The following is a 24,421-nucleotide window of genomic DNA, read 5'->3' on the forward strand; positions in this document are numbered from 1 at the left end:
AGGAAGTGACCAAATGCTGAACACACGAGTTGCCATCTTTACAGGCGGGGAGCTTCATGAGGAATATATTGAGAAGCTGAATGCAGACGACATCTTAATTGGTGCCGATTACGGCGCTTGGTACTTAGTCAATCAGCAGCTCAAGCCTACGATTGCGGTTGGAGATTTTGATTCTGTATCGGAGGAGCAATATAAACGCATTGAAGAATACAGTCACCAAGTCGTCAGGTGTGATCCCATTGACAAGGACCTGTCTGACACAGAGCTTGCTCTAAAATATGCCTACTCATTTCATCCATCCGAAATTGTTATTTTTGGCGCAACAGGCTCGAGACTCGATCATACGCTGGCGAATATACAGATCTTATCCAAGACCCTCAAGCAAGGTGTACGCTGCAGCATCATAAACCGAAACAACCTGATTACTGCAACGGATTCTCGTATTACTTTACATAAGAGCGAATATGACTACATATCTCTAATCCCTCTAACGACTGAGGTTCGCGGTATTGATCTGGATGGCTTTATGTACCCTCTGTCGGGCGCAGTATTGTCCATCGGGGATTCGCTAGGGATCAGCAATCAAATTGTAAACTCAACAGGTACGATACGCATTAAGGAAGGCATTCTGCTTGTCATTCAGAGCAAGGATTAAATATAACAACAAAAATCCATTCGATTCGGAATGGATTTTTGTTTTGTTTTACAGCTATATTGAGTCAGCCAAAATATCGATGATAAATCGTTCGTGCTTCCGCTACATCCTTCGTTCCATGAACCAGTGCTCTTCCATCCTTGAAAATGACCAGTCGAACCTTTTCTTTTAGCTGAAAAGAGACAAGAAAAGGATTCACATCAACCTTGCCTTGATCAAGACCGCGCAAACGATCGGCCGTTTCTTGCAGGTTAAGCTCTCTTCTGCGTGCAGGCCTGATCTGTACCGTATCCCTCCCACACAACACATCGGTTCGATCGGTATTTGCTGCACTTAGATAAGGATATGTTCTCTCATGCCCGCAGGAGAGGCAGCTCGGATTTTTCGCCAGATCAACACCAATCGTAGTATATTCATTGCGCCACATGTCAAAAGAAAGAAGCTTTCTTCTCAGCGCCTCATCGTTTCCGGTTAGGAGCTTGAACGCCTCAGCTGTCTGATTCGCAGTGACCATCTGGACCGCCTGCGGAAGAATTCCTGCCGTATCACATGTGTCTCCACCAAGCGGGACCTCACCCAGCAGACAATTCAGGCAAGGGGTTCTCCCAGGTAAAATGGTATATGTAATACCGTAGCTGCCGACACATCCCCCATATATCCAAGGCGTACTGTGCTTTTGGGCGATATCATTAATGATCAGACGGGTATCGAAGTTATCGGTGGCATCCATGATCAGATCCGAGCCTGTAATCAATTCTTCTAATTCCTCTGCGCCTACATCCAGAACATAAGCATTAATATGCACTTCCGAATTAATAAGCCGAAGCCGGTTCTCGGCAGCAATCGCTTTAGGAAGACGGGACTTTGCATCTGCTTCACTGAACAACTGCTGTCTCTGGAGATTGCTCCACTCAACATAGTCACGGTCAGCGATAGTTATTCGACCTACGCCTGAACGAACCAGCGTTTCGGCAATTCCCGTTCCAAGTGCCCCTGCTCCAATAACGACCACATGGCTGTTTTTCAGCTTCTGCTGTCCTTCTTTGCCAAATGGCGCGAACAGCTCCTGTCTCGAGTATCGATCAGGTATGGTTAACGCACTTGTGCTCAAATCCTGTCTATTCACGTATGAATCATCCCTTCCATCGGACTGCTTGCCGATGCGTAGCGTTTGACCGGGATCATTCCAGACTCGTAGGCCTTCCTTCCTGCCCATACCGCGTATTTCATCGCTTCCGCCATTTTCACAGGGTCTCCTGCGCCAGACACTGCGGAGTTCAGTAGAACGGCATCCGCCCCCAACTCCATTGCATACGATGCATCCCGAGGAGAACGAATACCTGCATCGACGATAACAGGAACAGCCGCCTGTTCAATGATCAGCTCCAGTGCCCTCGGATTATTAAGTCCTTGTCCTGAACCTATTGGGGATGCTCCCGGCATAATCGCGTGAACACCCAGCTGCTGCAATCTCTTTGCAAGCATTACATCGTCCGAAATATATGGCAGTACAATAAACCCTTCTGCAAGCAGTGTTTCGCAGGCTGTATATGTTTCCAGCGGGTCTGGAAGTAGTGTAGTCTGATCCCCGATCACTTCTACCTTAATCATATCACATAGTCCAGAGGCTTTTGCTAGTCTGGCTATTTTTACAGCTTCCTCCGCCGTTCTTGCTCCAGCCGTATTCGGCAATAATGTATACTTGGATAAGTCGAGCTGATCCAGAAAATGCGGTTCATCCTTCTTCTCAAGATTCAGTCTGCGTACTGCAAAAGTAAGCACTTCCGTCTCGGAGATCTCAACTGCTTTACGCTGAACATGCAGATCATCAAATTTACCTGTACCTAATAACAGCCGTGAACCAAAGCTATAATTTCCAATATTAAGCATCATTAACCGCCTCCCACAAAATGAACGATCTCGATCTTGTCTCCGTCTGTAAGCTTCGTTGTGGAATGCAAATCTTTTGTTAATATTTGATCATTCCACTCAACCACCACCGTTTTGACACCTAACTCAAGAGAATCTATTAAATCGCTAACCGAGATAATAGAATCGTCAATTGGCTTATATTGTCCGTTAATGACTAGCTTCAATGAACCAACCTGCCTTTCTCCAAGCTTCGCATAGGTGAGAATTCGGTTATTCCGAGTTCTTCTTCACTCTCACCTGCGACAAGTCTGCTGATCATTTCTCCTGTTACTGCACTTAGAAGAATTCCATTACGATAATGCCCTGCCGCAATATATAATCCTGTAATCCCTTTGTACTGGCCGATATAAGGCAATCCATCGATCGTTTGTGGTCTGAGTCCTGCCCAGCAACGAGCATAAGCAGCGTGTTCAAGCTGCGGAATCCATTTGCTTCCCTTCTGGAGCAGTTGAAGTATTCCTTTTACTGATACCGTCTTATCGTTATGAAAAGGGAGGCTCGTCGCCCCAATCCATATCTCCCCTCCTGGCTTAGGTACAAGATAAACATCATGTGTATAAATGGTATAATCCAATCTGATCTCAGGTGAGTAAACGGCTACAATTTCACCTTTGACAGCTACTGTAGGAAGATCGATCCCCAGGCTGGACAGCCCCCCTCTGATACCCAGTCCGAGTCCTGATGCGATAATGATGTTGTCACAAGCGTAGCTTCCTGTTGATGTTTCGACACCACAAACGTTTCCATTCCGAATATTAAGTGAAACCACGGGCTGTTGCTCCAGATAACGTGCACCTTTGACCCTAGCTCCATCAATCAGAGCTCTATTCAATTGGGCAGGCAGCAGCTGAAGCTGATCAGGATAATAATAAGCGCCTTCTGCTTGGTCACAGATCGGGGGAATCTCCCTTCTAAGCTTGAGTGGATTCCAGTACTCTTGATAATCCGTTTTCATGGATTCCATAGAATCATTCATAAACGGTGAGACAAAACCAGCACTATTCAATGCGACATCGATAGGAGTTAGAGCGGATAAATCATCAATTAAAGGTTTGATTAGCTTAAGACTGCGTTCAGCCAAATTTTTTAGCGCAGGAACTGCGAATGATTCTAAATGCGGCGCCAGCATACCTGCAGCAGCTCCTGAAGCTCCCGATGCCATCCCCTCTCCCTCCAACAGCAGAACATCCTTACCATCCCTTGCCAAGAAATAAGCAATGGCTGAACCGATAATCCCTCCGCCAACCACGATAAACTCTGACCTGCGAGCGGTATCCACGTTTTGCTCGTAATCTTGCATATCCGTCTTCCTCCTTACTTGATCGGTCCATAACGACAAAGTGCTTGATGATATTCTTGCACTGCACCAAGCGGATCTGCTGCATTCATCACTCCGGATATCACAGCGATACCTGATGCTCCTGCATTAACGAGTTCATCAATATCCGTCGGCTTAATTCCTCCTATCGCAATAACCGGAATATGCACCTCCATACAAACCCGCTGTAATGAGACGACTCCTCTCGGAGCAGCACCCGGCTTACTAGAGGAAGGATAAATATGACCGTACAATAAAAAATCAGCTCCCAGGTGCTCAGCCTGCTTTGCCTCCTGGAGGGAATGGACAGATACGCCAATACGTGTCTTTGTGATCCCACGTCTTGTCATAGAGCTCTTGAGAGACTCGATCTGATAAAGCTCCTTCATCCCGATTTGGAGAATGGCTGGCTCATACTCGTATACCAGATCCTCTTGACGATTAAGCCCTATCTTACTCACTGGAATGTGATGAAGGATCAGGGTATTTATGAACTGTTCGATTTCCTTCACGTTGCTGATTTTATCCCGGATATGTACAGCCGTCGTATAAGGCCATAGGGTAGAGAATATGGGAATCCAGTCAGATGGGGATGAGGAGGGAGAGATCACATGTAGTTCTAGTTCAAATTCGGGCTTCAATATGATAGATCACCTCCTTATTGAGAAAACAAGCCTGTGGGTGAATCCCCGCATGTCCCGCAAGCCATCGCGGCAACAAAAAAACCACTTCCTAATGGAAGTGGTTAAGTTTACATTGATAAAATGCAACAAAGACTGATACATGAAATCTACAGAGCGTATCACTATCGATGAATCATGAAGCCTGCGCTCTAGCATCCTATCAGTTCCCACTTCCCTACGCTGGTATAACCCAGATCAGGTACAAAGAGTCCGGAATCGATTCATTCCATCTCAGCCGCTCACGTGCGGCCCCCCTAGTGAAATTACTATACAGTTGTAGAATTACGTTGAATATGTTAACACATAAGCAAGGATTTGGAAAGTCTTAACTTGACTAGTATTTTAAACTTTAGTTGACCATTCTTCTACATTCCAGGTCTTAGTTACCCAATCCTCATAAAAATCCGGTTCGTGGGAAACGAGCAATACCGTGCCTTTAAATTCTTTGAGTGCACGCTTCAGCTCTTCCTTGGCTACCACATCCAAGTGATTGGTCGGCTCATCGAATAGAATCCAATTCGTCTCACGCATCATGAGCTTACATAGACGTACCTTGGCCTGTTCTCCCCCGCTCAGCATGTTCAGCGGTCTTGTAATATGTTCATTCTTAAGACCACAGCGCGCAAGATGCGCACGTACTTCATGCTGATTCAAATGAGAGAATTCATTCCATACATCATCAATTGGTGTAATTTTGCCAGGACGTACTTCTTGTTCGAAATAAGCCGGGAATAGGAAATCCCCCAGATAAGTCTTCCCGCTCAGCGCAGGAATTTTTCCGAGAATTGTCTTGAGAAGCGTGGATTTACCAACGCCGTTACATCCGACAATGGCAATCTTATCTCCCCGCTCAATCGTCATGGTCATTTTGGGAAGCAGTGGATAGTCATACCCAATCTCAAAATCGATGCCTTCAAATACGGTCTTGCCGCTTGCGCGGGCATCCTTGAAACCAAACACCGGCTTGGCCGCTTCTTCAGGACGATCAATGCGTTCAATACGATCCAGCTGCTTCTCACGGCTCTTCGCCCGTCCTGAGGTTGAATATCGAGCCTTATTTCGCTGAATAAAATCCTCTTGCTTCTTAATAAATTCCTGTTGCTTCTCGTAAGCATCAATATGCTGATTCTTGTTGATATCAGCCATCTCAAGGAACTTGTTATAGTTCGCCGAATAACGGGTCAGCTTCGCAAATTCAAGATGATAAATGACATTCACTACCTGATTCATAAACTCCGTATCATGTGAGATCAGCATGAAGGCATATGGATAGTCCTTCAAATAACGAGTCAGCCATTCAATATGCTCAACATCCAAATAGTTCGTAGGCTCGTCCAGGAGAAGAACGTTAGGCTTCTCAAGAAGCAGCTTGGCTAGTAGCACCTTCGTCCGCTGTCCTCCGCTAAGGGCTGATACGTCACGGTCAAGTCCTATCGCATTCAGACCAAGCCCATTCGCCATCTCTTCTACTTTGACATCAATCAAATAAAAATCACCAATATCCAGCTGCTCTTGAATCTCGCCCATTTCTTCAAGCAGCAGCTCTAATTCCTCTGGAGAGGCATCCGCCATTTTCTCGGTAATGACCATCATTTCTTTTTCCAGTTCAAGTAAAGGCAGGAAGGCGTCCTTCAATACGTCACGAATGGTTTTGCCCGGTGTCAGCTTGGTATGCTGATCCAGGTATCCGTAGCGGACTTTCGGTGTCCACTCTACTTTGCCGCTGTCCTTCAGCAGCTGTCCTGTCAAAATATTCATCAGCGTTGATTTACCTACGCCGTTCGCACCGACCAATCCCACATGCTCGCCCGCCAGTAAGCGGAAAGAAACGTTTTTAAATAATGTGCGATCTCCAAAATTGTGGCTGACATTTTCTACAGTCAATAAACTCATATAATGCAGTTACTCCTATCTTGTATGGCATTCGCCTTTAGTCTCTGATATTTAATCGAATATTCATTGAAGATTAGAGATGTATGCAAACTTTTCAAGCTTGCTGAAATCTCTAAAGCTCAATCCATCTAATATGATATATTAGCATAATTTGAAGGCTCACTGATACTAAGATTTTGGGAGTCAATGCAAAAATAGCATCCGCTATTCCATTTTGGCCGCCTCCCAATGTCAGGATTGAAGTCAATCGGGAACAGCCGGAGGCGGGCGATTAATGATGTAATGAAAAAAAGACCCGAAGCCGGGTCTTCTCCAGTAATGATTAATGTGGTACCTGTGGACTGAAATCATCCCGGCTCGATTGATCGGCATGATAGAACACAACATCTCCATCCAGTAAGCTAAAGGCTTGAGCGTATGCATCGAAGACTCTGTTTTGATATCCTTCCATCTTCCACTGATTCATTAAAGGAGCATGGATATACTGCAAATGCGGAGCATTAACCTTTCCTTCCTGAATGGATTCCAGATTGAAGTTTACGATAATATAACCGTTCTTCAGGAAGATAGGTGACTTCTCGTCAATTCCTCTATTCGTCCTAGCATATTCTGCGATATTCGTTCCTTGCCTCACCACATAAGGCTCGGCTGGCAGACTATACTCACCGTACCACTGCTGGATTGAGGCGTTCGCACGAAGAACATCACTGCTTGCCGTTGCCGGTATATTTGTCTTCGGTCCAATAAAGGTACGCAGCTGCTCTGGAATCATTAGAAGATCCCATCCACCTACAGGGGTTTTCATTTTGGTAAACACTGTTTGATAATAGCTCTGGTATGCACTCTCGGTAATCATGCCTGTATGAAGGGTGCCATCGTGATGATATTTGTACCTTGCCGTATCCTGAAGCTGTCCTGCCGGCACATTCCGCAGTCGTTCATTTAGAACGACATATCGCTGAACCTGATCTTCTTCTGATCCGATCCGGACAAAGTTCTGCTCCTTCGTATGGTAATAGAGATCTACAGGAACTCGGGTCTGTCCATCCTTCGTGACGAAATAAAAGCTAGGTGTAATCCGAATTCCATCCTGGGGACCAAACATATTTCCTTTGGTCTTGAAATCAAATTTGAAATGATAGCCTGTCTTAATGGCTACATTCTTGTACCCTTCGGCAGGATGGCTCCCCGGACGGATCGGCGTCGTAAATTTCTCATCGATTCCTCTCGGATCACCGTCAATACCCAAGGTTCCTACCCAATAAGATACGCCTGTTGGAGCACTGCTGCCCTCAGTTGTCCGGAATACATTTTCCCAGCTGTAGTCCGCAATATCGGTTATCCGAAAATCGTACAGCCTTCCAATGACCTCAACAGATACCTCATCACTTGCGATATGATGTATAAGATTCAGGTTAGCATCCTGCTCATCTTTAGCATTATAATCCGAAGGTGCATTTTCCGCGATATTCCTGAATTCTACCTGATAATCACCTTCATCCACCCATACAGGAAGATAAAAGGTCGTATCGAGCTGGGCTGCCGGTACATTAATCCATGTCCCTTGCGGATAGAAATGTAATTTGTCATGGCTGAACACATCAAAAGGGAATTTCACCTGCTTGATCCGATAATACTTCGCATAATCTCGGTTTCCATATCCAGGATAGCTCGTATGCTGTCCTTCCGTCGGAATTCTTACTTTAAACGGACGCTCCAAAATTAAGGCTGAACGATTCATGTTCGGATTCGTCTTCTGGTTATGAGCCTGATCGTCGGAGACGAGTGAGTAGTTCACCACAGGCGTATGTACGGTAACCTCATTGATGGGGGTTATTGGATAGCTACGAGTTCCTCCACCCCCCACCGCAGGCTGAATAACTGTATAATTAATAGTTCCAGTCGATGGGGCATCCGATTCATTCAGCAAGCTCTGGCTAATTAGAAGCTGATCCTCGTACAATAGGGTCTCTCCGCTATCCTTATAGGACCTGATCTTGGGTGCTTGAGGTATTTTCGTCGGACTAGGTCCATTCTGAATTACAGTACTCCCATCCATTACAGTGGTGGTTGTCCCTTTCCAAGTAAAATCGAGCGAATCATTCTTCACTTCGGGTGGTCCAGTCTGAGCTTCAGCCATTCCGAGCAATATCGAAGTATCATCAGGCGGTGAAGGCTTACTGTCTCCTCCATCGACTTCATCTGGAGTAAAGCTAATTGCGCCGCTGTTTTTTGGTATGACATGTTCCTCCGCATTCTCAGACTTGTCGAGCTGCACAGAAGGAGGTGTATATCCATTAGGCCTTAACGTTACCGACTTTCCGGGCAGCGCATAATTTGACATCGTTCCTTGTTCAATACCATAAACCTCAAGGTTGTTCACAGTCCAATAAGAGTAATCCCTTTCGAATGAAAATTGATAATTGACCGTTTCAGATACGGACTTCGGTTCTGGAGGTACTTCAACCATATTCCCATCCTCATCAGGTACAGGATCCTGTGCCTCCTCCCATTTCAGAACATAGGTGATCTCGGCATTACAATCGTAAGTAATCGTACCTCTCTGCTGACCAAACGTATGCTGGTACAGATATGGATACGCCCAAGCGTTGGCGTACAAGTGCTCTGAGGTGGGAATTCCGATCGTCGCATCGAAATGAATACCATTCGCGGCGTCATCCGCTAGAATATGTCCTTGAGCCCCAGGATCCATAAAAGTCGTTGCAGGAGTGGAGCCTTGAGAAGGTGGATTAATCGTAGGAGTACACGCAGCCTTTCCTCCTGGTTGCTCCGGCTCTTCATCCGGATCACCACCAACCGTTACCGTGGCATAATCATATAGATGATATGGACCTTCTTCACTATCCCAGATCGCCGTAATTCGAGCAGTTCCTTCTCCAACGGCCGTCACTCTGCCTGCAGCATCTACAGTGGCTACCCCTTTGTTATCCGAGCTCCACTTCACACTGTCCCGATAAGAAACATCCACCCAGCTTGATTCCGCCCCATCATACTGGGTCGTTTTAACTTTTGCGTACAGTGGCTTCTTCTCATCGACGGCCATAGTCATGTCTTCTTCGACTTTTAGTTCTTTAATTTCTTTGATGAAGCCGGTGTATTCAATAAGCAAAGGTGTTTCATATAGTACTTGATATTTTAGACTCCCGTCTGGTCTTCTACCATAGTCATGTCGTTCTGCATGTTCATAGTATCGTGAACTCTCAGCTAGCTTACCTGTTTTTGTACTAATAACAGCAAACAGACTTCCTGCTTCCCACGTAGGTTTTCCTTCATATGAATAGCTATCTGCATCGACATATGATACGTCCTCAAGTCTTAATTCGTTCACATAAATTATTTGATAAGGATTTCCGTTAATATCTTCTAGTGATCTCGGCACATAGTCTCTAGTATTAATTTTGTCTGTCACAAATTTTTCAGCGAAGGGAAACGCATTATCACCTTCCCCCACAGTTGATGTTTCCACTCTGTCACCTTGGTTTCTTACTGCAGACCATTTCTCTCCATCCCCTTGAGTCCACCATGTTCCTGGATTTGGTTCACTATCTCCAGTAACCTTTACCTTGAGTGTTTGTTTCCTGTAGCTTGGTTTATCACCAGCGTCAGGAACCAAGGTAGCCTCAACCCCGTCAACATTTGGATAACCTTTCTCCCAAATACCAAATACGGGCTTATTATCAAAGATAGAGATAGAGATAAAGAAAAATAAAAAAAGAAACATTAGAAATTTCTTCATAATGATGCCCTCTATTATTTCTTGTTAACTATTCTTACATACGTACCATCGTCCATTTTTAGGTTCGTTAATGTATCTTCTGTTAAATAACGAACAACCCATATAGTTATGCCTTGTCTATGATTCGCAAAGTATTGAGCTGTTTCTTCATTTGGTAGAGTTTCATAACCATATTTAGATGGCAATCCATTGGAAATAGCCGCTCCTCTCAACAGAAGAGCACCTGAGTTACTATAATGTGTAGCGCTAAAATTATTAGTTTTCGGATAAATTGTTAGCTCCATAAATATTGGATATAATCCTTTTTTATTGACCATCATTTTATCTTCTTCAGCTACAAATACATCTGAATAAATACTCTGTTTATTGTTCCAGCTTTGAGCATTAACTGCAATGGCCCTATGAAAAACTAAACTTCCTGCTCCATTTTTAAAAGTAAATGTTTTACCCGATGCATCAGCGAACGTTTCATTACCGAAAGTAAACGGAGTTACTAATTCCAAATTAGATTTTTCCGTACCTACGGCGCGCAGCTCTGTTAAATCTGCGAATGAATTTGCGGATTTGCTAAGCACGTTCTCCAATCGAAGGACAATGGCAGAGACTTCCGCCCTGGTTGTCGTTTGGGTAAGTCCAAAGGTCCCATCCGTGTAACCTTTCATTAGGCCTGTCCCCATCACAATCGCAATAAATGGAGCCTTCGTCGGACTAATCTTACCTTTGAAATATTCTTTCACTGGAAGAACCGTAGTTTTGGTATCTGACCAAGCCTGCTTGTATTCGGCATCATTTGCTGCAAGTCCAGAGCTCAGCCATTTTGCCATCTCTTCCCTGGTCAAGGCTTTTCCGGGTTGAAATCCGTTAGGATAGTCTGTCGCCTTGATGAAACCCATACCTACTGCTGCATTTACCGCGGATTCTGCCCAGTGACCTTTCATGTCTGAAAAACCAGCAGTACCCTGAACCGCTTCATAATCAGCAACTCTTGCAATTAACGCTGCAAACTCAGCACGTGTAATATTGGCTTTAGGACGAAATGTACCATCTGAATAGCCTTTGAAATATCCTTTCTCCACTGCAGTGGTAATGGATTGATTGGCCCAATGAGTAGAAGGAACATCCCTAAACTTACTGTTAGCTGCACTCACAGGCAGTGAGCTCCCTAGAATGCTAACGGATATAAGGGCTCCTGCTAATATTGAGCTCATCTGTTTTTTCATTTTCCTATCACTCCTGTTATGTATAGTTGTTTTCTTGCTCCAGCTGCCTACTAATTGAAATTAGCTATAATTCTAGTATTTTATCGGAAAATCACTATACATATTTTATAAAAAAATCCATTTTTCTACTTGTCTATCAATGTGCATTATTGATGCATCCATATTCAAAATAGCCTGCAGCTGCCGCTTCCTTAGACGTTGTAAATCGTTCCATCGGCACAAATGCAAGATTACAGGTGCTTGGGTAATAGTATTTAATCCCTGTCTCTGCATCAATTCCACCTACAACAGGCGTCGTCTTTACGAGCCTGCCTCCCGAAAATGCATAATTGTTATAGTATCCGGCTCCAACCGGAATTCCTTGGATGAATGCCATCACTCCCACATCATCAATGGTGTTGTACCATTCCTCCTGTGGAATTACAGGAAGAGTAAATTGATAGGCATAGCCATTACGCAAGGCTTTATCATTATGAACGTGGATAGCGTACGCGAGATCATCCTGAATCTCACTAACAATCGTATGTCTTCTTACTTGATCAAAAGTATCAGCATCTTGTAGGAGTGGGATACGGGTAAGAGATCGTATTTCATCCAAATACCCTTCCACCCATTGACCCGTCCTGTGCTCGTATGCATATACATAATCATCCAAAGTAAATCGAACCGTATTCCCCAGCTCATCCGCATAGATGTACATTTTTTTCTCAGTCCATAGATGCTCTTCTGCATTCCGGCCTTCCAGATTCGTATAGGGAGTACTCTGATAGATGTAATAGCCATCATAGTCAATGACTAGAAGTGCTGGCATGTATGTCATAAAAGCTAACTGAGCTGATCGATCTTCATCCAAACCAAAGTTAATGGAGATCGTATGCATAAAGGTATCCAGCAAAAGATCCTTGTCTACCCTTGTAAATTTGGACGAGGCATAGCTGGTTTCGAGCAAAGGATCTTCATTCAAATTCATCACACTGCTTGCGTCCTGTACCGCTGTTTGAACAGCCTGCGTATACTGCTGCTCAAGCCTTACAGCCTCGGCTTCATCCTTCATGTCCATGCTATAGAACCAGAATACAGGAAAGAAGATGAGGACGAAGAGGATGGCATAATCAGTAATCCTCATTAATGACCATTCCTCCGTAGTTCACATGAATCGAGCTTCCATTTCCCTGATCTAGCAGTAACCATTCCTTGAATAGATCAGCTGGAGTTTTGTTGGTATTCATACAAGTTACACGAAAAAAATCTCCTTCAGTAAGCTTGTATACTCGGGCTTGATCATCTCTGGACATTTCATTATCCGGAAACAAAACCCCCATGATCTGTTCATCGTAATAACCATCCAGCACGGCTTCGAACTTTCCTGTAAACGTCGCTTGATTCATCGGGTCTGTATATTCAGGGACATACTTCTTGTGCATATGCTCAAGTTTAACGTCAAACGTGTTACCGGTAAGTGCCAATTCTTCTTGGAACTGCTCGTACATAGTCGGTGTAATATACCCTTTCGTCCGCACCGCATCTACAAACTTAGTCACAGTGTTATATGTCGTCAGCCGGGATAGATCATCCTGCCTTCCAGCAGCTTCAACTGCCGGGTACACATAGAGGAGCAGGACGGCAAGCAGAGCTGCAAGTATTTTGGATACACTGTTCGTCACTAAGCATCTGCCGCCTTTCGATAATGAATTTGCTTGAGCTCGCGAGCGGGTCCTCTTATATATTCCACGCTGTATTCAGCTCCGGCTTGAAGTTCAATGTTGTCAGCCGCTATGCTTCCGTCAACATATATGATAATGTCCTCCTGTGGAAACTCTATCATGCTGCGTACATAAGCACTGCTGACCGTAGGTCTTACTGCTTCTCCAAGGATGGTCCGTATACGGCCATCCTGTTCTGATTGATGGATATGTCTTGCAGATGATGCAGTTTCCATCGCAGATACTAGAGATACAGCTAATAAACATGCGCAAACCCAGGTCGTTAGAGCTACAGCGATAAGCAGCATGGATCTAGTGTGTTCTCCCAGATCACAACCCCTTCTCTCTTCCCAGAATTAATCAGCTCTCATTACTTGCTCTCACTATTAATGCAGCTGCTTAGGATTGTACAAATAGTAAACCTCTCACTACGTTGGAGTTGTCCTTTACCACGGTTGCTTTAAATCTGCCGCTAGGATTAACGTATTCGTTCAAACGCTCATTCAACGTATCGTTCAGGACTCCACTAGTACCGCCTTCCGGATTAATGACTTCCCCATATCCATTATTCGTGTCGGAGCTGGTATTCAACGGGTATCCGTACCACTGACCTTCTGGATTCTTGCCTGTTTTGATATAAATCCCGAACTGATCTTTACCTGCAAATTTTCGTAGCGCATTCGTCACTTGGGATCCACTGATTGTTGTTCCGTCATACACAGTAAAAGCAGCCTGTGACAGCTCGGTCTGAATATCGGCAAAATTGTTCTGTGCTGTCTTCGTTGCCTCCTGAGCGGAAATAAATAGAATAACGACGATCGTGATCAGCGCAATAGTAAGAAAAATACCTGCAGCTACTTTAAGAGCAGATGATGCATTTTGCATGGTTATACCTCCGATATAATTTGATATATTAGGAATGCATTTTATAACTCATTTAAAAATTATGATTGGTTTCACGTGAGTCTGGCTCAAAGCTTCTGTATTTGCTCATAATAGATATTCATTTGTGCGAAGCTCACCGTAATCAGCGGAATAACTAGATAAAGGAAGATTAGAGAGTACATCGGCGTGAATCCGATCATCTTTCCCCATTCCGCTTTCTTGTCGATCATTTGGGCATACTCCTGCCTTCGCTGTTCGAAATAAAACGACATCTGCCCTTCCAGATCATCAAAGGCTTCCTTGATCGTAATTGCACCAAGAGACAGCATAAGCTTATCTATCATTCTTTGAAATTCAGGCAATGTCACTTCTTCTTTAAGCAGCTCCAGTGCTGCTTCTGGTCCTTGTTCGAAATGAAGCAGACATTTTTGAAGCGGTGTTTTGAAAATGACAGCAAAACGGTTCAGCCATTCCAAAATTTCCTCAACTGACATTCGGTCCATCTCTCTTAATATAGAAATCACTGTCTGATATTGATAAATTTCATGCTTCATATCCATACTCCGAACTTTACGCTGCATGTATAGCAGCAATAACGGTAGTTGAAACCCTACATACCCGATTCCGAAGCAGAGAGCCAGCTCCCACCACTTAAGGAATTCATCATTCCAAGCTTGGAGCTTGTCCATAATTCGGGGTACGGACGCAAGCACTGTTTCTTGATCCGGCGACTTTGCAGATACCGCAAGGAGTGATCGTTCAACTTCTTCATAAGAGCTGTGAGCATTCATATTCAGATCACGCATTACCTTCTCGTCCAGCTCACTCCATGCGCGTGCTTCCTCGAGTTCATCATCAGGCAGCTTTCCAAAGATTGTCGTCTGGGTCACCGGCTTCGTCAGAATGTGCTGCTTCTCAACATAATGCAAGTACAGCACACTTCCAAATGCGACGAAAAAGCAAATACTGGCACATAGAAGCCGCCTTACCACAAACCACTCCACTTTCAAATGCGTATTCGTATCACGGAGCAGCTTGACCATTGAATGATATCGTTTGGTACCTGGCTGGGGCACAAAGCTTGAAACGAATGGTTGTATCCATTTCCAGCGATAAATCTTTTTTTCAAGGATTCTTTTTTGCTGAGTAATCCGAAATGTCGTCTCCTGATTACGCTGCAGCTGCTGAAGCATGAGATAACAACCAATAATGATGACGTAGATGGATAATAGAATGATGAACCCCATCTTGCTGTCATAAAATTCATTCATGGTCGGAAAGCTGCTTCTGGCCCAGTTCTCGATTGGCTTCGTAAAGAAGACCGGAATGAGACTGATCAAATTCAGTCCTTTTAATAGATAATCAAGCTTATCCAGCCGCAGTATTTCAAGATGGATCTCTTGAGTCAGGCTGCTGATCCCTGTTAAATATATGGAGCTCTGATCCGGATGCTGATCACCGAATTCCATGACCATATAGGAGATTCCGGCAAAGGCTTTCAGGAAGCGATTAGGAGCTGTCTCATAATATCGCTCAAGTGCTTCATCCGGGTTAACAGAGGTTAAGGCCGCATAAATATGCATTGCATGCCGGGCAGCCTCCCCATTAGCGAACTCCGCAGCTTCATACAGCGCTTCTTCCACCATACCGTGCTGATGGTACCTGTGACGTACATCGGCGAACAATTCAATCATTTCAGACAATAGCTTCCTCTCTTGCCTTGCTACCGTCATATCCAGGAATAGGCTGTTAATGATCACTCCAACAAGACAGGACAGTATAAGGAAGCTGATCCCTGGCTGTAGGGAGAACAGGATGCCTCCTGCGGTGAGAAAAGAAATCCAGATGGACCATGTAAGCTTCATCGTCTGACATCGGAGCGAGTACTCGCTCATCCCCTGCTGATAGCTTAATTTTTTCCTCACCAGCAAGATGTAACCCGACAGCACAGGAATCTTGATTCCTACCAAATAAGATCTCATAAAAAAAACATGAAGGAATGCCGCTAGCTGCGCAGATGTACTTATTGCATTGGAATTGTATGGAACCGCTCCTACTCGCTGCTCTTGCTGACGCTTGACGCGAGATATCAATCCGATTACAGCTATAAATGCGGCCAGAGAGATAAACAAGAGAATCAGCAGCCATTCTTTAAGAGACATGAGCTTCACCCCGATGTGCCAGAAGCCAGCGTTCAAACGACTCGGCATCTTCCTTGTTCATATGCGATAGCATTTCTACTCTGTTGGCCTCAGATATCTCAGAAGCGATGTAGTATCTCCCTGCCCTATACTCAACAATATTTCTATATGTAAAAGCGGGATGCCCTGATCTCAAATGGCCTGGAACCAGCACACATTCTGTGATCCGTTCGATATACCTTCTGCCGTCTGCGTCCTTTCTCAGATGAATATCAAAATTGATTACACTTGCTACCTGTTCCTCGGCTATAGACTCCTGGCTGAACATTCCCGCCTTTAGGAGCGAATTTCTTAAGGAGAAGATAAGATCCGGAAATGTCTTGGCATGATGCGTAAAGACCGTAAACAAGCTGGCAACCTGTGACATCTGTATCATCCATGCGGCTACCTCGTCGCTTGCGACTTCACCAAGAATATTGACCGTTCCATCGGTCTTCTTCTGTAGATCCAGACCTTCTTGTCCTGAGATATGATCTGTTTCCCGGAATGTTAATATGTTACGCCTGCTGTATAGCTTCCTTAGATGCAATTCAAAGGCCATTTCCTGTACCCGAAGCGTGTGATAAGGATAGATATGCTTGATCATCGCCATTAATAGTGTTGTTTTACCTGATCCCTGTGCTCCCGTAACGGCGGTAATACGGCTGCCCTTCATGAGATACTCGATGAATTCAATGACCGGCCCTGCATTCTCACCAATAATTAATTTAGATAGAGCTGTATTCTGCAGATCAAACTTACGAACAAAGAATGCCCAGGACTCGGAGAACGGAGGACGAACCACGACCACCCTTGAGCCGTCCTTCATCTCGTTTACTTTGTAGCCTTTTGATTCCGACAACTGTCCGGGATGATTATATTTATAAATATTTTGGCAGACTCTTCTCAGCTCCCGCTCTGTTCCAAAAGACAAAAAGGAAAGATGGATGGACTTGCCTTTGTAAAATATCCAGACACTCTCTATGGATTTCGAAGGAATGTCATCTTCACTATCCGTTGTTATAGGAATATCTCTGTTAAATCCATCACGGGGAAACGCAGACAAATCTGTACCCAGCATCCCGCTTACACCTCCACTGACTCCATCGATTCGCTGGTCACGAATTTCGTCAACGACAGAAAATCCCTTGTATTGCTGATAGATCCGTTGAACGACAATGTTCAGCTTATCGGCAAAATGGAGCTCTCTATACTCGCATGCGAAGATGTGTCTTATATCCTCCTCTGTTATCGCATAATAGCCTGCAGCATCCTCCTGATCCCATCTCAGTTCAGCCAAATCATAGGTATCAATTAGGCTTGAAAGTGCCTCTGTTCCATATTGTTGTTTATACAAATAAAATACGATTTCAAACTGATCCTGAACGGTTAAGTTTAGGGTGTGATTAAACGGAATTGCTTCGTCAATGCTCTTCTCATTTAGTCCATAGCTATGAAGCAATAAATCCTTAATTAAATTTTTGACAAATGCCTTATCACTGACACTTCCGGAGATACAATCCTTGAGGGCGCGTCTCATCTCGGCCCGCTGATTTAATTTTCGTTTGTATTCCTCTTCGTGCAATCCTGCATCTGCAAGCTGGCTATGACTGAGTTCATGCAGCGACTGCTTGATATACTCCGTCAAATTCTCGATCGTACTGGGTTCATGATGAACTCCTAAGGATATTCCAGAATAAGCTTTGGTCCTCGTTCTTATCCGTAACATGATCAATATCATACAGATGCAAACCAGGCAGATGAGAAGAGCATTCACCGCAGCCTCTCCTCGCATCTATGCTCCCCTCTCCAGCTGCTTCAAGATCGTACGTAAACCTGCATTGTCCATAATACATTTGGCCAGCTCCCTAATGCTCGAAGCATGCTCACCCCGTTGACCGTTTTTCTTGTCCTGATTCATGTTCTGCTGCAAATAAGAAGGCACATCCCGCCGATTCCACGCATCCTTGAATTCAGTGCAGTAAGGCACAGCAATGACCGGATGTTTGTAATTAAAGCGCCGCTTCATATTGTTTATGGAACAATGGGAATCTGCGTCGTATTGCCCAACTGTCACAATAACCTTTTTGTTTTCCAGGTCTTTTTTTAATTCTGTATCGCCAAAATAATGTTCTAGCACCCTCAAGTTTTGATCCAGGTTAATGACTACCACATCAGCATCCTTCAACACTTCTCGCTCCATCCTGTCTCTATTTCCGGCATCCAGCATGACAAGATCATACACCTCACTTGCCGCCTCTAATACCGAAGGCATATATTTTGAATACTCTTCGATTACATCTACCCCATTCAGCACTCTAGCTCCCGGCAGTAAATCCAGCTGTCTGGACACAGGCACCGTATAATCTCTGAATTTATCTCTCGTAAGGTTGCCGCTTAAATAGAGCCGTAGCAGCGCGTCCCACCCAGTGGTTGCAAAAATGTTCGTCATATGGTCCATGGTGTCCTCTCTGACCGGCAGCGCTGCCTCTATACTATCTCCCGCTCGTTGCATATGCATGGACAAGACACGAACATGGTGCGTGAGTGTAATCATCAGTGCGGATAAAATAAGGTGAGAAGACGTCCCTCTTCCGTTTACCGGACTCCAAAATACTACAGTGCTCATGCTCTCTTCCTCTCTCTCATTTGTATTGCCCGCCTCGTTTCGGCAGGCTCAAAGCCAGCCACCATTTCCATTAATTCAGCAAGCGATTTCTTGTAATGTCTGGAGTAATGCCTAAAGCTGCGTCTTCGATGATGCTCGTTCTCGAGCCGAACCGCTGTATCCAGTTCATCTAAGCGGAACGATACCGGGCTGCCCTGAAAATCAATCGGACTGTCCTCGTAGTAGGCCCAGATATAAGACTCGATGTGCGTATCTACTGCGTCTAAATACAGCCTATAGAACGGAGGAAGCCGATCTGCAGACAGCTGACTGCACAGCTCTTTGATCCATGCTTTGCCACACTCCAGGGTCTTGCGTGAATAATCCGTCGCCCATACTCTTGCAGTAGCAGATAACCATTGATCCGTGTTCAGGAACTCCGCAAGCTCGATGTCTAAGATCATAAAGTCATAGAGGACATCTTCATTCATCTCGAGTAACGCCTGCTCAACCTCGTTAAATTGCCGATACCCCGTGGCTACATCAAAGCCTTCATATTCTGTAACGGCTGGAGTGGAATGACCTTCCTCAATACAATATCGATATCGCCCATCTACAGTACCATCGACTAGAATGACCCGATATCCGCTGACAGATAATATTTTGCTAAAATTTAGCAGCAAGTCGGTTTTGTTGCTTGGCCCGGCAAATACATAGCTTTTCACTCAGATCCCCCTTCCTGTGCCGCATCCATATTCGTATCCTTCCATAGGGTCTCCTCATCATTTGATGCATTTAATAGACTATTGCCATTGTCTGATTGCTCGTTCATGTTGTTATTCCAGTTCGACGTTCTGTCGTCATTCGCCCGAGCGAGTCCATCTTCAATGGATTCTGACACCATGTAGTTGGATGAGGAAGATTCATTTAATGCCCTTTCCAAGGAACTGCGCAGCTGCGTAGCAAGTGCCTGCTCGGCGAGATCTACGATATTAGGATTAGATTCAATCAGCGTCAGCACTTCCTCATTGGCCGGATAGGTTGGTATTGCACGTTCTTGGAGTTCAGGTTCTACATATGTAAGAGAATATAATGAGGCTTTGTGAAGATAGGCGTCTACCATGGCACTGGATAAGGTGAGTATCTCTGCTTCTGTTAAAGTCATCCACATCGTAGCTCCATCCAGATCGTGAACCTTCTTCTTGGATAGTACAATGTAATCCTGACCTGTCGGGAACTGAATTCGCACATCAATCCGATCTCCTGCATTCAATAGTGAGGGACGAGCTATAACTGAAATTTCACGATTCCTCAAGTCATCGGGTGTCGGCTCCTCCTCATATAGCATTGCCGCAGTCAGCGAAGTCCCGGCCTTGAGCTCAATCTTCGATACACTTCCTGCAATATCATCCAGCTCGCTTATTAAATTGACTGGCGCTTGTCCTTGCGGCACCTTCACGGCCCTTACATCTGTATCTTTGATTAAAGCACCTGCCGGAATATCATGTACCATGACATAACCTGTCCTGCTATCCTTCTGTTCGGCTACGAGCTGCTTTTTGATCTCCAGAAGTTCCTGTTCATGCTTCGATTCAAGTGAATCTGCGGTGTTCTTGTCCATTTTCCAGTCGTACAACAGTAATCCACTAAATAAAATACTTGCTGCTCCCGCTCCGATTAATCCGGCAACTATTTTTTTCTTGCTCTGTTTACGAAGTTTAGACACTCGTGGGGTCTCCTTTACTAAACTCTTCTTATGCTTTTTTGAATAGGAACCTTCTTCTCTTGCTAATAGGTTTAATCGTGTCTAACAGCTCCTGCAATACCTCATCCATATGCTCTGTACGGTCAAAAGGATCAACATGTGGTGGAATACTATATACTCTAGGTGTATCTATCCTTTTTCTCATTCTGTTCACCGTCTCCTTGGAGGCAAGGGGCAGCAGAAACGTCCATTTTAATTTGGGCTGATTAGGATACGATTGCAAAAACGATGCTATGTCATCCTGCTTCCATTCTGCAGCAGCATTTACAACTATAGGAAGATCACTTCTGAAGAATTCTTCCATCTGGCTATAGTCCCTCTCGCTCCCCAGATCTAGGACGACATATTGATAGCTGCCTCCAAGCAGCTCAACCATCTCATATTTGCTGCTCCTCTGGACGTAATGGACTCCTTCAATATCGAAGCTCTTGGCTTGCATAAGTTCAGCATCACGGTATGCAATCGCCTTAATCCTGGAAAAAGCAACGGACCTCTTCGACATCTCAATTACGGCCACCTTGCTGCCCAGTCTGGCTAAATAATGGCTTATCGCAATTGCGGTGTGTGTTACACCTGCTCCAGCTGCTGTACCGATGAGCGCGATAATTCGAGTACCTTGCATCATACCGCCAGACGCTCTAATCACATTCCCGTGCTCATAGTGTTCAGATAATCTGTACATTTCCTCTCTAAGCTCTTTGATCGATTGATATCGGGCCTGTGGTTCATACCTTAATAGACGTCTCATAACGGGTATATATTTACGAACGCTATCGTTCCTAAGCAGCTGCTCCACACCAGCGATCCATTCACTATGTGCGCCTCTGGTTGACATGTACAGAAATAATGCCCCCAGACTGTATAAATCGCTCCTTGCATCCGTCTGCCCTGAACCAAATTGTTCAGGAGCTGCGAATCCGATCGTACCAAGCTTCACGGTATCTTCATTACCAGAGAGCTTGTACTTCCTTGCGATTCCAAAATCAATCAATCGAATCTCATCATGCTGGGCGATCATAATATTACTGGGCTTCAAATCACGATAGATCATCGGCGGAGTGAGCCCATGTAAATAATCCAGCACCTCCATAATTTGATGAATGATTCTAGTTATCGTATTCACCGGTATCTGAAATTTCTTCTGATGCAGGTACTCCTGGAGTGTTATTCCGTCAATGAAGTCCATGACCAAATAACTGTATCCTTCCTCATCCGGTGCAAAAAAATCTACAATGTGCGGCAGTCTGGAATGCTGCAATGTAATTAAGGTCTCCGCTTCTGACACGATACTCCCATGGAACTCTGGACGGCTTACATTTTCCTTGACAGCCCATTTTTTGCCGGGCAGCTTCAAATCCTCAGCTAGATAAACATGGCTCATGCCGCCAGTTCCAATTTTTCGAATCACATGATATCTCCCTCCGAGGACAGAGCCTCGTTCCAAACGGGAAGGCTGCTTCATCCAAAACCCCCTAACAGGCACAAAAAAAGGAAAGCCCCTATAGCGGTCTGCAGTGTCCTGCTGAACCTTTGCTATAGGGATGCTTTCCCATTTCCGTACTGGTTAATTTTGGGTTAATTATATGACATATACAGGGATATGTAAAGTGTCTTTTTACTTTATATAGCAAAAGAGGATCACGGCTATAATAGACGGACCCTCTATATAAGAACATGCGGCTTAGTACTTAATCATATAAAGCGTGATTTCATCACGGTTATGGAACAGCTGCTTGGCTCTCTGCACCTGCATTCGGGAATTCTCGAATACTTCGATAACTTCCCGGATTAGGGCCATCGGCTTCTTATGCATAAGTTTAACCGTTACGACCGCTGTTCCTCCTGATTGAAGACTATCCAGTAAGCCTGTAACCAGTTTGGCCATAAGCTTCGGACTCCAGCTCATATCACATACGAGCAGATCAAATTCATTATCTCTGAATTTGACATCACCCGCATTCTTGGAGAGGTACTTCAGATTCGGATGGTCCAGCAGGGAAGGGTTCATTTTCGCCGGATCTACCGCTGTGACATGAAGGCCTCTTTCCAGAAGGAATGAAGTCCAGCCCCCCGGAGCCGCGCCGATATCGAGTGCACGATGAAAGGACGAGAAGGGGATTCCCAGCGTTTTTTCGGCCTCCAGCAGCTTGAACTTCGCTCTTGAGATTTGTCCCTCTTCCTTCTGAAAACGAACTGCACCCCCATTCCAATCGGACAAGTTATCCGCAGGAGCAGAAACACCGGCATATAAACGTTCTCCTGTAAGATAAACAGAAACTACCCTGTCGGCCTCTTGAACCGTATGTTCTGCATGCAATTCATCAATGCCGGCAAGAATATGCTGCTTTAATGCACCCGAGGTTTCCGTCCATGCGCTTTCTTCGGTCTTACGCACTTGCAAGGCAAATGTCCCTTCTTGAAGAGCAGGATGTGCCAGTAAATAGCGATACAGGCGGGCAAATGAAGCCTCTTGATCCTCTACATTCTCTTCAAACTGAACCGGGAACACATGTCTTAAGAATATGAGCGGCTCCCTCATGAGCAGCTCGTTAACTGCTGCCTGCTCTCTCGGCAGGGTCGCCAGGAAGACTTCGCTCTGTACTATAACTGAGCTTTTCACACTCCCAAATACTCTTCGCAGCTCTTCTTGCGCATACGGGGCAAACCCATGATTTGCGGTACAAATGAATCTTGCAGAATGTGCTTCTGCGCATTGTTCTTGATTAGTCAAAATAGGTTAACCTCCACTGCATACCCGTATCCATGGTCTGTCCTCGAACCAATCCAGCTCTACAGCAATACCATAGGTATGCATTATTGTTTCTTTTGTCAATACTTCCTTCTTAGGCCCTGCGGCCGCAACCATGCCATCCTTAATAAGCGCAATATGAGTAAATAAGGGCATAATTTCTTCAATATGATGAGTAACATATACGACCGAAATATCTTTCTTCCCGATCTCATCAACCGCTGACAGCATTTTTTCTCTCTCGAATAAATCAAGACCCGAGCAAGGCTCGTCCATAATCAACAACTTAGGCTGTGCCATGAGCGAGCGGGCGAGGAGCACCTTTTTTCTTTCACCTTGAGACAATGTCCCAAATGGCTGCTCCGCCAAATGAGCGAATCCAATCTCGGCCAGCCGGGCATGCGCCTGCTCCTTCACTTCGTCAGGAATATGCTGATAGAAGCGTAAAAACGCAAAAGCACCCGTGGCTACAACCTCCCATACGGGATCCTTCAATGCGAGCTTTTCTATCAGTGTTTGACTGATATAGCCAATCTCCTTGCGTACCTCGCGCACATCACATTCACCATATAAATAATCCAGTACTTTCACCTTGCCCTCAGAGGGAAACATATAGCCCATGATCATCTCAAGTATGGTCGTTTTACCGCTGCCATTTCTACCAAGAATGACCCAGTTCTCTCCCTTCCTCATCTCAAGGTTGACATCCTTCAATATATCCTTGTCTCCCCGGCGAAGACTGACGTGCTCCATTTCGATCATATGATTACCCTCCTGATTTGAGAGAGCAGATGCTCTACGGATTCCATTCGATATATCGATTTAGGGAGTTCTTTTGCACCGCTAAACAGCAACACGGCAGGGACACTCCTGATCTGATATTGCTGCACGAGACTTTGAATCTGGGTTATATTCGCTTCATATAGAATGCCTGAAGGTAGTAAGTGCTCACATACCTCCAGCATACGCCGGGCTGCATGACATGTACCGCATAAGGGAGTGTAGACATACAAGGCAAATGCTTGTCCCTCCCAAGCCATCTTCAAAATTTCCTGTTCAGTAACTTCAATCAT

22 protein-coding genes and 1 riboswitch are annotated in these 24,421 nt (G+C 44.9%); of the genes, 1 reads left to right on the plus strand and 21 read right to left on the minus strand.

Annotated features, from left to right (window positions below; all coding sequences use genetic code 11):
• Positions 1-13: 13 nt before the first annotated feature.
• The gene (locus tag BK126_RS11280) at positions 14-655 is read left to right on the plus strand and encodes a thiamine diphosphokinase (protein ID WP_076312764.1); all 642 of its coding nucleotides are present in this window, start codon (positions 14-16) and stop codon (positions 653-655) included.
• 64 nt (positions 656-719) lie between these two features.
• Here the strand turns inward: BK126_RS11280 and BK126_RS11285 are convergent, their stop codons facing one another.
• The 21 genes from BK126_RS11285 to BK126_RS11385 form a co-directional block, all read right to left on the minus strand.
• The gene (locus BK126_RS11285) at positions 720-1,781 is read right to left on the minus strand and encodes a thiazole biosynthesis adenylyltransferase ThiF (RefSeq protein ID WP_076312765.1); all 1,062 of its coding nucleotides are present in this window, start codon (positions 1,779-1,781) and stop codon (positions 720-722) included.
• A complete protein-coding gene (locus tag BK126_RS11290) occupies positions 1,778-2,545 on the minus strand; it encodes a thiazole synthase (RefSeq protein WP_076313509.1) in 768 nt (255 codons plus the stop codon). Before BK126_RS11290 ends, BK126_RS11285 begins: the two co-directional genes overlap by 4 nt.
• 2 nt (positions 2,546-2,547) lie before the next feature.
• Positions 2,548-2,751, minus strand: a complete 204-nt coding sequence (gene thiS, locus BK126_RS11295; RefSeq protein WP_076312766.1) for a sulfur carrier protein ThiS — start codon at positions 2,749-2,751, stop codon at positions 2,548-2,550.
• Positions 2,748-3,887, minus strand: a complete 1,140-nt coding sequence (gene thiO, locus BK126_RS11300; protein WP_076312767.1) for a glycine oxidase ThiO — start codon at positions 3,885-3,887, stop codon at positions 2,748-2,750. The genes thiS and thiO overlap by 4 nt, the downstream gene beginning before the upstream one ends.
• Positions 3,888-3,901: 14 nt before the next feature.
• Positions 3,902-4,546 (minus strand): thiamine phosphate synthase, encoded by a 645-nt coding sequence (locus tag BK126_RS11305; protein ID WP_076312768.1) that lies wholly within the window; start codon positions 4,544-4,546, stop codon positions 3,902-3,904.
• 197 nt (positions 4,547-4,743) lie between these two features.
• A riboswitch (TPP riboswitch) is annotated at positions 4,744-4,854 on the minus strand.
• A 76-nt stretch (positions 4,855-4,930) separates the two neighbouring features.
• On the minus strand, positions 4,931-6,481 hold the full coding sequence (locus tag BK126_RS11310; protein ID WP_076312769.1) for an ABC-F family ATP-binding cassette domain-containing protein: 1,551 nt from the start codon (positions 6,479-6,481) through the stop codon (positions 4,931-4,933).
• Between the two features lie 322 nt (positions 6,482-6,803).
• Entirely contained in the window at positions 6,804-10,238 is a 3,435-nt protein-coding gene (locus BK126_RS11315) for a DUF5704 domain-containing protein (protein WP_076312770.1), read from the minus strand.
• Between the two features lie 14 nt (positions 10,239-10,252).
• Positions 10,253-11,458 (minus strand): S-layer homology domain-containing protein, encoded by a 1,206-nt coding sequence (locus BK126_RS11320; RefSeq protein ID WP_076312771.1) that lies wholly within the window; start codon positions 11,456-11,458, stop codon positions 10,253-10,255.
• Between the two features lie 136 nt (positions 11,459-11,594).
• Positions 11,595-12,584 (minus strand): hypothetical protein, encoded by a 990-nt coding sequence (locus BK126_RS11325; protein ID WP_076312772.1) that lies wholly within the window; start codon positions 12,582-12,584, stop codon positions 11,595-11,597.
• Complete coding sequence (locus BK126_RS11330; RefSeq protein WP_076312773.1) at positions 12,571-13,122, minus strand: hypothetical protein; 552 nt, start codon at positions 13,120-13,122, stop codon at positions 12,571-12,573. The genes BK126_RS11325 and BK126_RS11330 overlap by 14 nt, the downstream gene beginning before the upstream one ends.
• Complete coding sequence (locus BK126_RS11335; protein WP_076312774.1) at positions 13,122-13,469, minus strand: hypothetical protein; 348 nt, start codon at positions 13,467-13,469, stop codon at positions 13,122-13,124. Before BK126_RS11335 ends, BK126_RS11330 begins: the two co-directional genes overlap by 1 nt.
• A 91-nt stretch (positions 13,470-13,560) precedes the next feature.
• Positions 13,561-14,046, minus strand: coding sequence for an ABC transporter permease (locus BK126_RS11340; protein ID WP_076312775.1), 486 nt, complete (start codon positions 14,044-14,046; stop codon positions 13,561-13,563).
• 86 nt (positions 14,047-14,132) lie between these two features.
• The gene (locus tag BK126_RS11345; RefSeq protein ID WP_256702809.1) at positions 14,133-16,256 is read right to left on the minus strand and encodes a hypothetical protein; all 2,124 of its coding nucleotides are present in this window, start codon (positions 16,254-16,256) and stop codon (positions 14,133-14,135) included.
• Positions 16,198-18,021, minus strand: a complete 1,824-nt coding sequence (locus BK126_RS11350; RefSeq protein ID WP_076312777.1) for an ATPase, T2SS/T4P/T4SS family — start codon at positions 18,019-18,021, stop codon at positions 16,198-16,200. Before BK126_RS11350 ends, BK126_RS11345 begins: the two co-directional genes overlap by 59 nt.
• Entirely contained in the window at positions 18,022-18,855 is an 834-nt protein-coding gene (locus tag BK126_RS11355) for a hypothetical protein (protein WP_076312778.1), read from the minus strand.
• Positions 18,852-19,559, minus strand: a complete 708-nt coding sequence (locus tag BK126_RS11360; protein ID WP_076312779.1) for a hypothetical protein — start codon at positions 19,557-19,559, stop codon at positions 18,852-18,854. Before BK126_RS11360 ends, BK126_RS11355 begins: the two co-directional genes overlap by 4 nt.
• A complete protein-coding gene (locus BK126_RS11365) occupies positions 19,556-20,560 on the minus strand; it encodes an SAF domain-containing protein (RefSeq protein WP_076312780.1) in 1,005 nt (334 codons plus the stop codon). Before BK126_RS11365 ends, BK126_RS11360 begins: the two co-directional genes overlap by 4 nt.
• Positions 20,561-20,588: 28 nt before the next feature.
• On the minus strand, positions 20,589-22,061 hold the full coding sequence (locus BK126_RS11370) for a serine/threonine protein kinase (protein WP_076312781.1): 1,473 nt from the start codon (positions 22,059-22,061) through the stop codon (positions 20,589-20,591).
• 219 nt (positions 22,062-22,280) lie between these two features.
• The gene (locus tag BK126_RS11375; protein ID WP_076312782.1) at positions 22,281-23,333 is read right to left on the minus strand and encodes a 23S rRNA (cytidine(2498)-2'-O)-methyltransferase RlmM; all 1,053 of its coding nucleotides are present in this window, start codon (positions 23,331-23,333) and stop codon (positions 22,281-22,283) included.
• Positions 23,334-23,336: 3 nt separating this feature from the next.
• The gene (locus tag BK126_RS11380; RefSeq protein ID WP_076312783.1) at positions 23,337-24,110 is read right to left on the minus strand and encodes an ABC transporter ATP-binding protein; all 774 of its coding nucleotides are present in this window, start codon (positions 24,108-24,110) and stop codon (positions 23,337-23,339) included.
• Positions 24,107-24,421, minus strand: a complete 315-nt coding sequence (locus BK126_RS11385; RefSeq protein WP_076312784.1) for a thioredoxin family protein — start codon at positions 24,419-24,421, stop codon at positions 24,107-24,109. The genes BK126_RS11380 and BK126_RS11385 overlap by 4 nt, the downstream gene beginning before the upstream one ends.

This window comes from Paenibacillus sp. FSL H7-0326 (genome assembly GCF_001955535.1).
GTDB classification, from domain to species: domain Bacteria; phylum Bacillota; class Bacilli; order Paenibacillales; family Paenibacillaceae; genus Paenibacillus; species Paenibacillus shunpengii.

What these genes read in the sequence shown, in the direction of transcription:
- BK126_RS11280 (WP_076312764.1), top strand. Translation starts at nt 14, where the DNA reads ATGCTGAACACACGAGTTGCCATCTTTACAGGCGGGGAGCTTCATGAG.
- BK126_RS11290 (WP_076313509.1), bottom strand. Translation starts at nt 2,545, where the DNA reads ATGCTTAATATTGGAAATTATAGCTTTGGTTCACGGCTGTTATTAGGT.
- thiO (WP_076312767.1), bottom strand. Translation starts at nt 3,887, where the DNA reads ATGCAAGATTACGAGCAAAACGTGGATACCGCTCGCAGGTCAGAGTTT.
- BK126_RS11310 (WP_076312769.1), bottom strand. Translation starts at nt 6,481, where the DNA reads ATGAGTTTATTGACTGTAGAAAATGTCAGCCACAATTTTGGAGATCGC.
- BK126_RS11315 (WP_076312770.1), bottom strand. Translation starts at nt 10,238, where the DNA reads ATGAAGAAATTTCTAATGTTTCTTTTTTTATTTTTCTTTATCTCTATC.
- BK126_RS11320 (WP_076312771.1), bottom strand. Translation starts at nt 11,458, where the DNA reads ATGAAAAAACAGATGAGCTCAATATTAGCAGGAGCCCTTATATCCGTT.
- BK126_RS11325 (WP_076312772.1), bottom strand. Translation starts at nt 12,584, where the DNA reads ATGAGGATTACTGATTATGCCATCCTCTTCGTCCTCATCTTCTTTCCT.
- BK126_RS11335 (WP_076312774.1), bottom strand. Translation starts at nt 13,469, where the DNA reads ATGCTGCTTATCGCTGTAGCTCTAACGACCTGGGTTTGCGCATGTTTA.
- BK126_RS11340 (WP_076312775.1), bottom strand. Translation starts at nt 14,046, where the DNA reads ATGCAAAATGCATCATCTGCTCTTAAAGTAGCTGCAGGTATTTTTCTT.
- BK126_RS11345 (WP_256702809.1), bottom strand. Translation starts at nt 16,256, where the DNA reads ATGCCGAGTCGTTTGAACGCTGGCTTCTGGCACATCGGGGTGAAGCTC.
- BK126_RS11350 (WP_076312777.1), bottom strand. Translation starts at nt 18,021, where the DNA reads ATGCGAGGAGAGGCTGCGGTGAATGCTCTTCTCATCTGCCTGGTTTGC.
- BK126_RS11355 (WP_076312778.1), bottom strand. Translation starts at nt 18,855, where the DNA reads ATGAGCACTGTAGTATTTTGGAGTCCGGTAAACGGAAGAGGGACGTCT.
- BK126_RS11370 (WP_076312781.1), bottom strand. Translation starts at nt 22,061, where the DNA reads ATGAAGCAGCCTTCCCGTTTGGAACGAGGCTCTGTCCTCGGAGGGAGA.
- BK126_RS11380 (WP_076312783.1), bottom strand. Translation starts at nt 24,110, where the DNA reads ATGATCGAAATGGAGCACGTCAGTCTTCGCCGGGGAGACAAGGATATA.
- BK126_RS11385 (WP_076312784.1), bottom strand. Translation starts at nt 24,421, where the DNA reads ATGATTGAAGTTACTGAACAGGAAATTTTGAAGATGGCTTGGGAGGGA.